Below are 14,314 nucleotides of genomic sequence, written 5' to 3'. Positions count from 1 at the left end.
TTACTACTAATTTTTTTAAAATTAGTAGAGATTAACAAAATATATCAGCTAAAAACCAAGCATATATATTTTGTTAATACCCTAGAAAAAACCAATGGTTGATTACATCTAAAGATATTACACAAAATTATGGACTTGACTCTTGTTGACCTCGACTAGCAATATTCAGTCACTTCAATCTCCCTCATATTCATTACATTTCCACTTATTCCACTTTCAAACATAAAAAGACACCTCTAAAGTTGGATTTAAATTCAACTTTAGAGGTGTCTTTCATTCTACTTGCATTGTTGTCTTAGCTATAACGTTTCCACCTGATAAGACTTCAACGTCTACTTCATTATCAGCTTCATTGGCGATTTTAGTTTTGAAATACCAATCTGTTACTCCGTTATTAATTTTAGGATTTACTGAATCAGATACGCCTGGTGCTTGTCCATTAAACATTCCAACTTCTTGTCCATCTTTATTCTTAATGGATAATTGAAATTTTTGATTAAATAATTTTGATTCGTCTACATGTACTGTTATTTCGAATTTCTCTTGTTTTTGAACAGATGTTGGCATATCGAATTCACTTTGATTTCCTTGATTCCCTTGATTATTACTATTATTACTTGTTGATGAATCTTTACTGTCACTATTTGATTCGTTACTTTGTTTTTCATCAGTAGCGCCATAACTGCCTGATGCATATGTGGAAGCATCGAACCATTTATAACCTTGCTTTGGTGTTCCCCAAGGTTCTTTCTCAGCTTCACTACTATTTTCAGGTTCTTCAAAATTTAATAATGGTGTCTTGTCATCTAGTTGTATATCCATTGAAGAAAAATCTTTATTATCTTTTTTGTTATTTAACCATTCAACAATTTGCATTATCATTTTTTGATTATCTTCTTCTTTAAAGCCATCATATGTTTTCTTAGTTTCACCGTTGTCTTCACGTTTGTACTTTGGTGATTTGTCTTCTACCATGGAAGAATCCCCAATAAATGCACCTTTACCTTCTCCAGCTTTACTAATTGCTATATACGCACCTTCATCTTTTCCGCCGCCATTATAAATGCCTTGGTCGACTGCGTGATTCCATGCATCATCTTTCGATAAATTTGGAACAAATGCTATACCTTTTGCTTTATTAGGATCCGTAATTGCAATGGTAGATCCCGCATGCATCGATACCGCATTAACACCTTTTGTAATTCCAAAGCTATCTTTTTCATCAGCTAAATCATCTACTTTTATATTTCCTAAAGCATTATATCTGAATCTTAAACCAAATACTTCATTTAAAAAGTCTCTACTTTCAACGCCATTCATTTTTTCAGAAGCACTTTCTTCAGAAGTCATACCTTTTGTAGGATTATCAAAAGCCCCTCTTCTATAGCCATTCATTACTTCAGATGAGTCATATCGATTAAAGTTTCGATCAGCATTATAATGATCACTAACCATCAAAATGCTTCCACCAGACTTCACATATTGCTCAATAGCATCTTGTTCACTTGCTTTAAGAGGATTATTTGCTTCAGGTATTACAACTAAGTCATAATTTTTCATTTTGTTATATTCTAATAATTGATTAAATCCTAAGTCTGTCACTTCATAGTTCTCTTTCGTCAATGCTTCTGCAAAATCAGAAAACCCACCATTAATAACCCAATCTGCACTGCCTGCAGTTTGACCGTGAGCACTATCAAAAAGTACTTTACCCTTTATATCATCACTGTTTGGTGATAGAACTATTTTTCCATCTTTTCCTTTGTCTTCACTAACATTATTTGAACAACCAACTATTACAAATGCCATTAATCCTATTAAACTAATCATGATGATTTTTGATTTCATTATAATCTCCTTATGTATAAAACAAACCCCTAACAACTCATTATGTTAGAGGTTTGTTCATATTCTATGCTCTTCTAATATAAGTCAACAATTTAACTGTTACAGGGTCTGTATCATAGTCTTTAAATCCTCTAGGAACTTCAATCGTTGCATCAATTATATCATTAACATCATTAAATCGATATGTTACTTGATTAACGTTAGATTTGCGATCGAAAACAACTGCTTCTGATGGCCAACTTCTCACTTCACCTGTTGTTACTTTCAAAGTACGACCAGTTATATTCTCGATTTCTTTGCCTAATTCTAATAATGTTATTTTCTTTCCTTCTATGAGAACAAATTCTTTTTCATGCACGATAACATCCCTCTTTTCAAATAATCATTTATAGTTTATTCCCTAATACAATTCAAACTAAACCAAACCTATATATTCAATTTAAAAGATTTAACTTTGTCAGACGCATCATCATATGTAGATGTCTTACTCACACCGCCATGAATATTGAATGTTGCACTATTATCTTTAATTGCTTGATACACTTTTTTAGAAATAGGAATAGACTTTAAACTTTTAGTCTTTTCACCTGGTTGATATTCATCAGTATTTTCTTTAGATTTCTTCATATATTTCTCGTTATGAGAATCTGGTATAAATGAAGCATAGTCAGAACGTTGTGTTTGTTCTCCATGTTGGATAGATGCTGTGTTGTCATAGAATAACTTATCATTTGTTGTATTTTCAGTTACGACTTCATACATGACAACATAACCATCTTTAGCTCCATTGAAGAGCAACACCTGACCTTCTGGCATATTATTCACTTGGAAAATCTGTAAATGGTCAATGCTTACCTTCATACCACTATCTTCAAATTGAAAATGTTTACCATCAATGTCATCTACTACTTCAACTTCACCATTTGTTGAAGTACGAATTGTATTAGGAAAAGGCTTTTTTGCTGATTGCTCTTTTTCTGTACTTGATGTTTCCTTTTTATCTTTAGAATCTTCTTTACTGCTCTTTGACTCTTCTGTATCAGATTGATTTGCTTTAACTTCATCTTTGAGTTTTTCCAACTCATCTTCTTTGTCTTTAATACTATCTTTTAATTTTTTATTCTCTTTTTCTAAAGACTTTTTATTTTTTTGATAATCTTTAGATGATTGTTCTAAAGACTTAATTTCTTGTTCTAAATTCTTCTGTTCATCATCATTGCCACATGCAGCTAAAATAATTGATGAGCTCACCATAAGTAAAAGTGCTTTCTTCATAGGTGTCGCCTCCTATATATAGTCTTAAATATTTTACCACACTACATGTAAGCTATCTATTGAAAACAAATTAGATACTATTGCCTAGTACTATCATTTCATCGTAATTAACGGATTCTCTTAATTTTATAGCCATTGCACGCCCAATTTTACCTTCTTCAGTTAACTCATTAATCATTTCTCTTTGAATTCTTAAAGCGTATATTTCCATTTCTGTATAGACAGCTGAATGGTTACCTTTAAAATGATTAGGTGTTAATCTTTCAACTTTATTTAAATAAGAATCACAAACGATGCTAATTTCAAACTCATTATCATCATTCATTTCTTCAGTTAATCTTTTTACAACTTGGAAATGAACTTCTCTAGTTATAAATCTCATCTCTTTTAAGTTTGCTTCAATTGAAAGTGAACTTGTTGCATTGACAAATGTTTTAATTTTTCTACGTCGAACAAATAACTTCACCATTAGTTTAACTTTCGTATACAGTGATGCATTCTTAAAGGTAGTTGAACGTTCAGTAATTTGTCTATAGTTATCAAATGTATTTTGTGAAATTTTATCATCTTTAATCAATTTATCTAACGTTCTAAATTCTGTATCAATAGCGATTCTTTGCATACGCTCTAATTCTTTAATATCTTCATCTTTTTCATCGTTCTCTCTTAAGAATGATAATTGCATATGATAACTACGTGTAATTTTCCCGTAAATATAACTTGTTTCTTTACTGTAAAATTCTTGTAAGTTCTCTAATGCACTTTCTATAAGTAAGACTTTAGCTTCATTAAACGTTAGTAAGCTTTGTTCTTTCGGTTTAGTTTTAGGCGTTACAAGTGGAAGTACTAATTGTGCTAATACTAAACTGATCAAAATAACACCTGTCGCTATAAATAGTAAATTATCTCTATAAATAAAGTCTGTGTGTTCGGATAATTTAAATGGTAGCATTAAAGCGATTGCCAATGAAATTGTACCGTGCACCCCACATATCGTCATAATAAATGCATATTTAAAACGATTCGGCTTATCTATTTGAGATTGTGGTTCTATATCTTTCCCACTATTTAACATTCTAGAAAATCTACTTTCAGGTAAGTAGAAATACGGGTATGAAATAAGCACCCAAATGAATCTAAATGTATAAACTAATGCTGCTACAAACAGTGTCATGCCAATAACATGCATTACTTCCTGTTTTGGTTCTTCTAAAATGTTAAATAATACTTCTGGTATTAAGAAACCTAATAAAATAAATACAAATCCATTTAATAAGTAACTTAATAAATCCCAAGTATGATTATAAGTAACTTGTTCCTTCGTAGTTGCTTGTGCGATTCTATCCTTTTCAACACCATGAATTAAACCAGCGACAACAGCTGCAATAATGCCTGATGAATGGAATGTTTCTGCAACGATATATACTAAAAATGGTGTTATAACCTGTATAAACGTCAACATATTCCCATTATTAATACCATTTCTAGTTAAGTAAACGCGCAACTGCACTACACCATAACCAAGTATAAGACCAACAATTGCGCCTCCGACTGCCGTGATAAGAAATTGTCCAACTGCTCCTGATAATGAGAATGATCCACCTACTAAAGCTGCTAAAGCAATCTTAAATGATAATATACCTGCTGCATCATTTAATAAAGATTCACCCTCTAATATTGTCATAGAACCTTTTGGTAACATCTTACCTTTTGCAATAGCTTGAACTGCCACCGCATCAGTTGGAGAAACAATTGCACCAATAGCAAAACACGCTGCTAATGGTAGTTCTGGCCAGATTAAATGTAATAAGAATCCGACCCCTAGAACTGTTGTAAATACGAGTACAAGTGCCATTGACATAACGGGTTTTAAATACCGAGCTAAATGGACACGCGAAACTGAAATACCTTCTAAAAATAGTAATGGCGCGATAATGCCCACCATAAACACTTCTGATTCAAAGTTTAATTCAACTGGAATTGGAGATAGAAATATAACAAAACCAATAATAATTTGAACAAAACTTAATGGTATTTTAGAAATGTAATGATGAATAATTGAACTTAGGATAATTCCCATAATGAACCATAAGAAACCTTCGAATATGGCCATAGAATTCCTCTCTTCTATTTAAAATAACTTTTTACGCATAATAATTTTTTCAACTTCATAGTCCATTGATTCATTAATATGAATCATATTTTCATTGTGGGCATGGACAGTTGAAACTATGGAATATGCACCCATTTGTTGAGCCCACTTTTCTACTTCTCGCTTTAAAGTTTTAGCGATTCCTTTTTTTCGATGATTTTCAGTAACAAGAAGGTTATAAATTTTAACTTCTTTATCCTTATAATCAAATTTAGCCCATATGAAGCCAACACATTCTTCTTCAATAAAAGCACCAATCAAGATACTTTTTTCGTATTCAAGAGAGCCTTTGATTGCTTCATATTCTAGCGACACTGCCAATTTCATACTATATCTCTCATCTTTAAAAGCCTTTGCAGCCATTTGGCTAATCTTATAAATATTTGCATCATCTTGAATGTATTTTATGATAAACATTGTTCTACCTACCTAATTGTTCTCTATCAATAATTTAATTGCTAAAATAAATATAACGATAAACATAATGATTTTTAATTTCTTTTCAGGCAACGAAACAGTCAAACGACCACCTATAAGTCCACCAATACCTGATCCAAGTGCCAAACTGATTGCAAATGGCCAATTAACATACCCTTGAAAAATAAATACAATTGTCGATAACGATAAGTAAATCGTTATGACTAAAGTTTTCATACACTGAACTTCAGCATAATTTAATTTCGGCATAATTAAATTTAAAGCTATAATGAATAAAAATCCTACAGCAGCTTGAACAATGCCACCATATATACCTAATGCTAGAAATACAATAATAAGAAGAACGATTCTAAAGGCGGATAATTTTTCAGTTTGCTTGTTTGCACCTTTCCATCTAGTTGGAATGATCATAATAATTAAAACGAGAAGCATAATAATACCTAACATGCGGTTGAAAATTGCGTCTGGGAGATTAATTGCGTAATGTACGCCAATAAAAGAGCCAATAATAGCGGGTATACTCAAGATAAGACTTAACTTAACGTTGCGCATTCCTTTTATGTAAAATACATATAAACCTAGTATATTCTGAACTAAAATTGCAACTCTGTTCGAAGCGTTCGCAACTGTAGTAGGTAATCCAAAAAATATAAGTAATGGTAAAACAATTAACGATCCACCTGCTGAAACTATATTAATCGTTCCAGCAAAAATACCTACTAAAAATACAATAAATAAAGTCAACATCTCCAAGCATTCACCACCTGTCATATTTAATAATATCGGAAATTTAATCATCTGTAAAAAGTATAAACCTCAAATTAGTAATGTTTTATAATAAAATACTTGGTAAAATGAAATTATTGAACAAAGAAAGGAAAACGCTGATGAAAAAATCAACACGCGACCTTATAATTGAAAACAATGTAAAACGACTAAGATTAAATAGTCACGATAGAGAAGTATATGAAAACTATATAACATATGTCCGTGCTAACTTAAGTATTAACGAACATGATTCAGAAAAAATGTTACTTAACATACTTAATCATTTATTAAGTGCAGAAAAAGACGGCATGCATGCAATGGAATTCTTTGATCATGACCCAAAACAACATGCAGATAATATGATTAAAAACATGCCTAACCGTACTTTTCAAAATATCTTTAAATTTATAGGCTTACACATATTAATGTTATTAGGCGTATTTTCATTTATACGAGGATTTACAGGATTCTTCACTCAAATAGAATACACTTACCTATATACATTTCTTATAACGTTTGTAACAGGATTTACGATGATATTCATTTTTATATGGATGATATTCAAAGTAGTACAAATAAGGATATATAGCGAATCAAATTGGACCACAACAATAACGAATATTTTAATATCAGGCACATTCGTACTAACAATATTAGCCTTCTACTTACCAGGATTTTACTTGCAACTAGGACCAAAAATTTATACATCCAATTGGGCTTATATCATTATCGCGCTCATACTCACACCACTAGGACTTTATATAGACCATCATAGAAAAATCGACCAACCCGACACAAGGTAAAGTGGAATATAGGAAAAATACGGACCGATAATTTATTTTATCGGTCCGTATTTCGCGTTTTCGGGTCGATAATTATTTTTATCGGCCTGTATTTCTCGTTTTCGGGTCGATAAATTTTTTTATCAGCCTGAAAAATTTATATCACCAATATACCTATAAACAAAATAGCAAAAATCAAAAAAGTTTCTCCATTTATAAATACTGTATTAGGTCTTATTCCTCTATTTTGTTTAGTATAATAGTTAATTAAAATATTGAAGTAATAAATTATCAATAATCCCCATATTAATGTTATAACTCCTAAAATATAATAATGATTTTGAATCATTAACATTCCCAAACTCAACAACCAAATTGATTTCACTATATGACTCATAACTTCAATAGGGTCTGATACAATTTTGAATATTTTATCTACTATTTCATTTCTTACAAGTTGTGTAGCTAATAAAATATCACATATCACTTGTAAGAACATAGATACACTCATCATAAATATAAATAACAAACCAAGTACTAAAGTATACACATTCAATTGTCCATTTAAATTTTCAAAATATATAATGGATACTTGACTAAAACATATAAAAATCAAGGTAAACATTAAGTGAATAAGCATGAATTTCTCATTTTTAATGAGATATTTAGAATATAAAAATAATACTAAATAGATTATTAATCCTGATAACACCATCCACAATACTATTCCACATCCTTAAAAGTTCTCATTTACGATTGCGTATAAATAATGGTCTTTCCATTCTCCTTTGACTCTAACGTTTGATCTGTTTAGTCCTTCTCTTATCATTCCTGCTTTTTCTAATACTCTTACTGATCCTACATTTGTTGGTTGTGCGCCTGCTTCTACTCTATGAAATCCTAGCTCATTAAATGCTATTTTGATTACTTTTTTTGCAGCGATTGTCGTAATTCCTTGCCCACTATATGCTTCGTCTAATGCATATCCCATCATGCAACTTTGGATATTATGTCTAACCACTGCGAATAAGTCGATCGTACCTATTATTTTATTTTCTTCTTTTTGTATGATTACGTAATGGTAACCATCGTCATTTTTCATATCTTGTAAGTATTTTTCTATATTTTTTCTATAATTATATAGTTGATAATCTGAGTCTTTTCTATCTGCTGCTGAATATGTTTCAAATAGTTCTCTATTTCTAATATCTATTTCTAAAAGTTCATTTGCATCTTCTATTTTAACTGGTCGAATTTCAATCATGATGTACCTCCAACTTATATTTATAATATTAGTATACACATCAATTGAAAAAATTTATAAAAAAAGGAGGTCCTGCATTACTATTTTCGCACAAACGTAATGCTGACCTCGTTTTTTTATGTTTGATATAAGTATTTCCCAACTCTTGCTTCCATTTTTCCGAAAACCCATTCGAAAAACAGCGCCATAATCCAATATATTACACTTGCGATGATATACACTTCGACAAATCTATAACCGTCATTAGCTATAATTTGGCTAATCGCTAATATTTCTGTTACTTGAACAACAAATGCAATTGCTGTTCCCTTTATTAAAGCTATAAATTGATTCCCTAAATTCGGTATCGCATATCCTAGTGCTTGTGGAATTACAATTCTCATCAAGATATGTTGTCTTCTTAGACCAACTGTTATAGCCGCTTCTATTTGCGAATCGTCTACACTTTTCAATCCACTTCGCATAACTTCTGTTAAGTATGCTGCTGAATGTAATGTGAATACAAAGAGAACGATTGTTAATGAACTGACGCCATCAGGGTCTAAACTCAATTGCCAAACTTTATTCAACCATTCTATTAGTACAGGCGTACCATAGTAAAATGCAAACAACTGAACAATGAGAGGTGTTGATCTAAAGAATGACACAAATACAACTATAACTTGATTGATAACAGGTACCTTTCTTTTTCGAATTAACGCAAATATAGTACCTATTACTAAACCAAACACCATACTTATAACTGCAATTAATAATGTTGTTGGAACACCTTTTAATATATCTCCAACATGTTCATACATAAAAGGAAAATCTATAGACAATTTATTCACCTCATTTGTTCAGTTTGATATGGTATATTATATTTTTTCTCTAAAAGCATGACGATAAATTCTACTAATATACAAATAACCCAGTAAATAATACATATCGCCACATATACAGGAAACATTCCTAAACCGTAATTATTCCCTATAATTAAGTTAACTTGCCCCATCATGTCAATAAGTCCGATAGTAAATGCAAGTGAAGTATCCTTAATCAGTTCTATTACTTGATTACCGATGTTTGGTAAACTATTTCTAAATCCTTGAGGAATAATAATTCTCGTCAATATTGTTCTATCACGTAAACCAACTGTTTTTCCTGCTTCAATCTGTCCTTTATCAACTGAATTATACCCAGCTCTCATCACTTCAGATAAGTATGAACCTGTATGCAGAGTGAAGGTTAATATGACAAAAAATAGACGACTAAAATGATTAATATCAATGTAAATCCATTGCAAGACAATCGGCAATGCAAAATAAACTAAAAATAATTGCAAAATAAGCGGTGTACTTCTCACGAAAGAAACATACAGTTTCACAACTTGAGTTAATATCGGTATTTCTTTTATTCTTATAACTGCTAAAATCAGCCCTAAAATTAAAGCAAATAGAAGAGAAATAATAATGATGAATAGCGTAATTGGTAATTTATCTAAAATTTGCATAAACAAATCTGGCCAAGTTGTCGTTCCCATTTTTCTCCTCCTTATAATCTATCTTTAATGTCATTTAATGAATCTCTGTCTTCAAATACATTAAATCCAAACCATTTTTTAGATAATTTCACAAGCGTACCATCTTCTTTTAATTCTTTAGTCGCTTTATCAATATCTTTTTGTAATTGCGTATTTTTATTGTTATATAAGATATGAATAGATTCTTTTGAAACAACGCCACCTACTTTAACATCAGCATTTAATTCTTTTTGAATCGCTTGATATGTTGTTAAATTTAAGAACATTGCATCTCGACGTTTTGATTCAATCATTTTAAAATTTTCACCATTAGATACTTTTTGAATTTCATCAATATCTATCTGTTGTTTATGAGACTTGTTATACCCAGAAAGAATAGAATAAAGCCCACCACTTGGAGCCATAGGTGTAAGTCTCTTATTATGTAAATCATCCAATGTCTCAATATCATTTGTATCATTATGTACAATTAGAGTCGTTAAAGAATATACGTAAGGTTCTTTTTGATATAAAAATTTTTCTTCACGTTCTGGCGTTTTGAAGAACCAATTGATCCCCATATCAAATTTACCTACACCAATTCCGACGACGTTTGATTCCTCTTCACCAAATTCATATTGAAAATCATACTGTGGCAACTTCTTTTCAAGAGCTTTCATATAATCCATATCATAGCCAACTGGATTGTTATCACTGTCTGTATATAAAAACGGCGGATTTACTTCAGCTGATAATGCTACTTTTATAACTTTTTTATCATTATTTTCTTTAGAAATTTGACCACAACCAGATAATGAAATGATTAATGCACTTACAATTAGAAATTTGATATACTTCATTTCATACCTCCTATGCCCCAACTGTTGAAGTTAAACGACTTAAAAATTTTCTTGTACGTTCCGATGATGGATTATCAATTACATCCTCAGGACTACCGCTTTCAATAATTTCTCCATTATCCATGAATATGACTTGGTCTGAAACTTCTTTAGCAAACTGTATTTCGTGTGTCACGATAACCATCGTTCTACCTTCACTAGCAATTTCTTGAATAATATTTAGCACGCCTTGTACAGATTCAGGGTCCAATGCTGAAGTTGGTTCATCTAATAAAAGCACTTCTGGTTCAATGCTTAATGCTCTTACGATACCTACACGTTGTTGCTGCCCACCTGATAATTGTACTGGGTATGCATTTGCTTTATCTTTTAGTGAAACTTTGTCTAAATATTCCATACCTTTAGCATTTGCTTCTTTCTTGCTCATGCCTTGTCCATAGATCAAACCTTCAGTAATATTTTCTAAAATTGTACGATTTTTAAATAAATTATATTGCTGAAATACCATAGCCGACTGTTTTCTTAATTTTGCTACATCATTTTTATTAAAATTTTCAATATTAAATAACGTATCTCCCAATTCAATTACACCTTTATATGGTGTTTCGAGCATATTTAAACTTCTTAATAAAGTGGTTTTTCCTGAACCACTTGGTCCTATAATTGCTGTAACTGTCCCTTTTTCTTGTTCAAAATTAATATCTTTCAAAATTTCATTATCCCCAAACTTATGGTGTAACCCTTCAACTGTTATCAAGTCATTCACTCCCGAACAAAATATTAAGTTGAATTTATCACAACTATTCCTATAAGTAAAGTCGGTTTTAATTTAAAATCCCTAATTCAAGCCATTTATAAAATTTTCTTATCTTTTTACTCGGATTAGATTGAATTTTTAAAATTGTCTGACTATAATGACATATATAACTTAAGGAGGTATTTATTAATGACACAAGAAAATTGGAATAAAGAAACGCTTGCAATTCACGGTGGTCAAGTACCTGATCCAGTTACTGGTTCAACAGCCGTTCCTATTCATCAAACTACGTCATTTACATTTAAATCAACTGAACATGCTAAAAACTTATTCTCCTTAGCTGAAGAAGGTAATATATATTCTCGAATTATGAATCCGACTAATGATGTCTTTGAAAAACGTATCGCATTATTAGAAGAAGGTTTAGCTGCATTAAGTGTAGGTAGTGGACAAGCTGCCATTACTTTAAGTATTTTAAACATTGCCGAAAGTGGCTCTGAAGTTGTTGCATCTACTAATTTATATGGTGGTACATATAATTTATTTGCAGTTACACTAAAGAAATTTGGCATTAAAGTACATTTTGTAGATCCAGATGATCCAGCAAATTTCGAAGCTGCAATTAATGACAATACTAAACTGATCTTCGCTGAAACTATCGGTAATCCACGTATTGATGTACTGGATATTGAAGGTGTCGCTGAAGTAGCACATAAAAATGGCATTCCTTTAATAGTAGATAATACATTTGCTTCACCTCACCTACTACAACCAATTAAATATGGTGCAGATATTGTTGTACATTCAGCAACTAAATTCATTGGTGGTCACGGAACGTCTATCGGTGGCGTAATTGTAGATAGTGGTAAATTTAATTGGGATAACGGAAAATTCCCAGGATTAGTAGAACCTGACCCAAGTTATCATGGCGTTTCTTACGTTAATGACGTAGGTCCAGCAGCTTATATTACAAAAGCACGTGTTCAATTATTAAGAGATCTCGGACCATCATTATCACCATTTAATGCCCAACAATTCTTAATAGGACTTGAGACATTACATTTAAGAACAGAACGTCATTCTGAAAATGCCCAAAAAGTAGCAGAATTTTTAGAATCACATGATAAAGTAAGCTGGGTGAACTATCCAGGACTTGAATCAAATCAATATCATAAACTCGCTAAGAAGTATTTACCAAAAGGACAAGGAGCAATACTAACATTTGGAGTTAAAGGCGATTCCGAAGCAATTCCAGACTTTGTAGAAGCCCTATCACTATTCTCATTATTAGCAAATGTAGGAGACTCTAAATCACTTGTAATACATCCAGCAAGCACAACCCACCAACAACTGTCCGAAGAAGAACAAGTTGCATCAGGCGTAACAAAAGATTTAGTCCGCCTTTCAGTAGGAACAGAATCAAGTGATGATATTATCAAAGACTTAGAACAAGCTTTAAATAAAATTAAATAATATTTGTTGGCGAATACGTCTGAAAATATACTAAAAAAAGTAGTGAAGAAATCTACGACAGCAGATAATCTTCACTACTTTTTTATTTTCTTATTTATGCTGTTGGTAAGATATACAAGAATGTGAGAAGTACATATGCTTGTGTATTTACAGATGATATAATACTGATGTCGCCTATCTCTCAGGCGTCTATTTGACGTAGAGAGGAGGTGTTAATCTATGCTAGAAATCCTTGTTCAGATCACGATTGCAGTCATCAGTGGTTGTATTATCGCGTTATTCACGCATTGGCTACGCAAACGCGATGATAAGTAAAATAGGCGACTAGTCACACCAAAAAAACCCCTCACTATTGAGAGTAGTGAGGGGGTTGGTGTATCTATGCTAGTTCCTTGTTATGTGTATTATAACATCATAGTGGTTTGGAATGCAAAGTACATAATAGAATAGGATATAATTATTAATAATCCTTTGTACTTAGACCTACTGACTTCTGTCACTTTTATTAAATATACTTAACGGGTTATTTATTTTAGAGTGAAGAATATTAAAAACTTTTCCATTCTTCTCTTAAAATCCCCATTTGTATTCCATCATGGAATTCACCTTCAACTACGCGCCCTTTTCGTATGCGTGCCTCTTCTATCATTCCAGCTTTATTTGCTACTTTCATCATTCTAATATTGCCAGACCATGTTGAAATACCTATTCTATTAGCATCAGTTTCTTTAAATAGATAATTAATCCATTCTTTGAATACTTGAGAACCTAATCCCTTTTCCCATTTGGTATTTTTATATATAACAATACCGCATTCTAACCATCTGGATTTCTCATCTTTCCAATATGATGTGACAACACCTAAAAAATCATCTTCATATTTTATTGCTAAAGTTGATAACGTATTTTTATAAAGATATTTACTTTCTCTATAATTCTTTTCGAATTCAGTAAATGTAAAATGCTTTTCTTCGATATATGGACCGTTCCAATTTTTAGCTTCTTGTAATGGATCTAAATATTTCCAATAATAATAATCGTTTAAATCATCTTCATTTAATTCTTCTAGTCGAGTTTTCTTATTTATGTTTTCCAACTTTAACATGCTCCTACATTGTTCAGAATTTGTTGATAGTATATGCTTTTTACTGAATTAATAATATTATTGATTGCTTATATTTATATTAGGTTATTAT

Annotated in this window: 16 protein-coding genes; 3 read left to right on the top strand and 13 right to left on the bottom strand. The window is 31.3% G+C overall.

Going from position 1 to position 14,314, the window contains the following annotated elements:
* Window positions 1–273 precede the first annotated feature (273 nt).
* The 6 genes from CD129_RS10045 to CD129_RS10020 form a co-directional block, all read right to left on the bottom strand.
* Window positions 274–1,848: a Gldg family protein gene (locus tag CD129_RS10045; RefSeq protein WP_115337732.1), complete on the bottom strand. Its 1,575-nt coding sequence runs from the start codon at window positions 1,846–1,848 to the stop codon at window positions 274–276.
* A gap of 64 nt (window positions 1,849–1,912) precedes the next feature.
* Complete coding sequence (locus tag CD129_RS10040; RefSeq protein ID WP_078357319.1) at window positions 1,913–2,206, bottom strand: hypothetical protein; 294 nt, start codon at window positions 2,204–2,206, stop codon at window positions 1,913–1,915.
* Window positions 2,207–2,274: 68 nt separating this feature from the next.
* Window positions 2,275–3,123, bottom strand: a complete 849-nt coding sequence (locus CD129_RS10035) for an SA0632 family lipoprotein (RefSeq protein ID WP_115337733.1) — start codon at window positions 3,121–3,123, stop codon at window positions 2,275–2,277.
* 70 nt (window positions 3,124–3,193) lie between these two features.
* Window positions 3,194–5,236 carry a cation:proton antiporter gene (locus tag CD129_RS10030; protein WP_107509571.1) on the bottom strand — a complete coding sequence of 681 codons (2,043 nt, stop codon included), beginning with the start codon at window positions 5,234–5,236 and terminating at the stop codon, window positions 3,194–3,196.
* An 18-nt stretch (window positions 5,237–5,254) separates the two neighbouring features.
* A complete protein-coding gene (locus CD129_RS10025) occupies window positions 5,255–5,692 on the bottom strand; it encodes a GNAT family N-acetyltransferase (protein WP_115337735.1) in 438 nt (145 codons plus the stop codon).
* A gap of 12 nt (window positions 5,693–5,704) precedes the next feature.
* Window positions 5,705–6,460: a sulfite exporter TauE/SafE family protein gene (locus CD129_RS10020; RefSeq protein WP_107509573.1), complete on the bottom strand. Its 756-nt coding sequence runs from the start codon at window positions 6,458–6,460 to the stop codon at window positions 5,705–5,707.
* A 140-nt stretch (window positions 6,461–6,600) separates the two neighbouring features.
* Between CD129_RS10020 and CD129_RS10015 the strand changes: the two genes are divergently transcribed.
* Entirely contained in the window at window positions 6,601–7,284 is a 684-nt protein-coding gene (locus CD129_RS10015; protein ID WP_078357314.1) for a DUF1129 family protein, read from the top strand.
* Window positions 7,285–7,420: 136 nt separating this feature from the next.
* Here the strand turns inward: CD129_RS10015 and CD129_RS10010 are convergent, their stop codons facing one another.
* From CD129_RS10010 to CD129_RS09985, 6 genes are all read right to left on the bottom strand, one after another.
* The gene (locus CD129_RS10010) at window positions 7,421–7,813 is read right to left on the bottom strand and encodes a hypothetical protein (RefSeq protein WP_126577749.1); all 393 of its coding nucleotides are present in this window, start codon (window positions 7,811–7,813) and stop codon (window positions 7,421–7,423) included.
* A gap of 186 nt (window positions 7,814–7,999) precedes the next feature.
* Window positions 8,000–8,527 carry a GNAT family N-acetyltransferase gene (locus CD129_RS10005; RefSeq protein ID WP_107510027.1) on the bottom strand — a complete coding sequence of 176 codons (528 nt, stop codon included), beginning with the start codon at window positions 8,525–8,527 and terminating at the stop codon, window positions 8,000–8,002.
* A 116-nt stretch (window positions 8,528–8,643) separates the two neighbouring features.
* Window positions 8,644–9,348: an amino acid ABC transporter permease gene (locus CD129_RS10000; RefSeq protein ID WP_237687726.1), complete on the bottom strand. Its 705-nt coding sequence runs from the start codon at window positions 9,346–9,348 to the stop codon at window positions 8,644–8,646.
* A 5-nt stretch (window positions 9,349–9,353) separates the two neighbouring features.
* Window positions 9,354–10,049: an amino acid ABC transporter permease gene (locus tag CD129_RS09995; RefSeq protein ID WP_078357311.1), complete on the bottom strand. Its 696-nt coding sequence runs from the start codon at window positions 10,047–10,049 to the stop codon at window positions 9,354–9,356.
* Between the two features lie 11 nt (window positions 10,050–10,060).
* Window positions 10,061–10,888, bottom strand: a complete 828-nt coding sequence (locus tag CD129_RS09990; RefSeq protein WP_078357310.1) for a transporter substrate-binding domain-containing protein — start codon at window positions 10,886–10,888, stop codon at window positions 10,061–10,063.
* A gap of 10 nt (window positions 10,889–10,898) precedes the next feature.
* Entirely contained in the window at window positions 10,899–11,645 is a 747-nt protein-coding gene (locus tag CD129_RS09985; RefSeq protein WP_078357309.1) for an amino acid ABC transporter ATP-binding protein, read from the bottom strand.
* 189 nt (window positions 11,646–11,834) lie between these two features.
* On the opposite strand from CD129_RS09985, the gene CD129_RS09980 reads away from it, so the two are divergent.
* Both CD129_RS09980 and CD129_RS09975 read left to right on the top strand, forming a co-directional pair.
* On the top strand, window positions 11,835–13,118 hold the full coding sequence (locus CD129_RS09980; protein WP_115337736.1) for a homocysteine synthase: 1,284 nt from the start codon (window positions 11,835–11,837) through the stop codon (window positions 13,116–13,118).
* 219 nt (window positions 13,119–13,337) lie between these two features.
* The gene (locus CD129_RS09975) at window positions 13,338–13,433 is read left to right on the top strand and encodes a type I toxin-antitoxin system Fst family toxin (protein ID WP_107510030.1); all 96 of its coding nucleotides are present in this window, start codon (window positions 13,338–13,340) and stop codon (window positions 13,431–13,433) included.
* Window positions 13,434–13,665: 232 nt separating this feature from the next.
* On the opposite strand, the gene CD129_RS09970 is transcribed toward CD129_RS09975, so the two are convergent.
* Window positions 13,666–14,214, bottom strand: coding sequence for a GNAT family N-acetyltransferase (locus CD129_RS09970; protein WP_411815071.1), 549 nt, complete (start codon window positions 14,212–14,214; stop codon window positions 13,666–13,668).
* Window positions 14,215–14,314: the final 100 nt, after the last annotated feature.

The organism is Mammaliicoccus fleurettii (assembly GCF_003970575.1).
Classification (GTDB): Bacteria; Bacillota; Bacilli; order Staphylococcales; family Staphylococcaceae; genus Mammaliicoccus; species Mammaliicoccus fleurettii.
Note: the sequence above shows the minus strand (reverse complement) of the source record. Positions and strands in the feature narration are given on the sequence as shown.

What these genes read in the sequence shown, in the direction of transcription:
- CD129_RS10020 (WP_107509573.1), bottom strand. Translation starts at nt 6,460, where the DNA reads ATGTTGACTTTATTTATTGTATTTTTAGTAGGTATTTTTGCTGGAACG.
- CD129_RS09975 (WP_107510030.1), top strand. Translation starts at nt 13,338, where the DNA reads ATGCTAGAAATCCTTGTTCAGATCACGATTGCAGTCATCAGTGGTTGT.
- CD129_RS10005 (WP_107510027.1), bottom strand. Translation starts at nt 8,527, where the DNA reads ATGATTGAAATTCGACCAGTTAAAATAGAAGATGCAAATGAACTTTTA.
- CD129_RS10045 (WP_115337732.1), bottom strand. Translation starts at nt 1,848, where the DNA reads ATGAAATCAAAAATCATCATGATTAGTTTAATAGGATTAATGGCATTT.
- CD129_RS10025 (WP_115337735.1), bottom strand. Translation starts at nt 5,692, where the DNA reads ATGTTTATCATAAAATACATTCAAGATGATGCAAATATTTATAAGATT.
- CD129_RS09995 (WP_078357311.1), bottom strand. Translation starts at nt 10,049, where the DNA reads ATGGGAACGACAACTTGGCCAGATTTGTTTATGCAAATTTTAGATAAA.
- CD129_RS09980 (WP_115337736.1), top strand. Translation starts at nt 11,835, where the DNA reads ATGACACAAGAAAATTGGAATAAAGAAACGCTTGCAATTCACGGTGGT.
- CD129_RS10030 (WP_107509571.1), bottom strand. Translation starts at nt 5,236, where the DNA reads ATGGCCATATTCGAAGGTTTCTTATGGTTCATTATGGGAATTATCCTA.
- CD129_RS09990 (WP_078357310.1), bottom strand. Translation starts at nt 10,888, where the DNA reads ATGAAGTATATCAAATTTCTAATTGTAAGTGCATTAATCATTTCATTA.
- CD129_RS10015 (WP_078357314.1), top strand. Translation starts at nt 6,601, where the DNA reads ATGAAAAAATCAACACGCGACCTTATAATTGAAAACAATGTAAAACGA.
- CD129_RS10035 (WP_115337733.1), bottom strand. Translation starts at nt 3,123, where the DNA reads ATGAAGAAAGCACTTTTACTTATGGTGAGCTCATCAATTATTTTAGCT.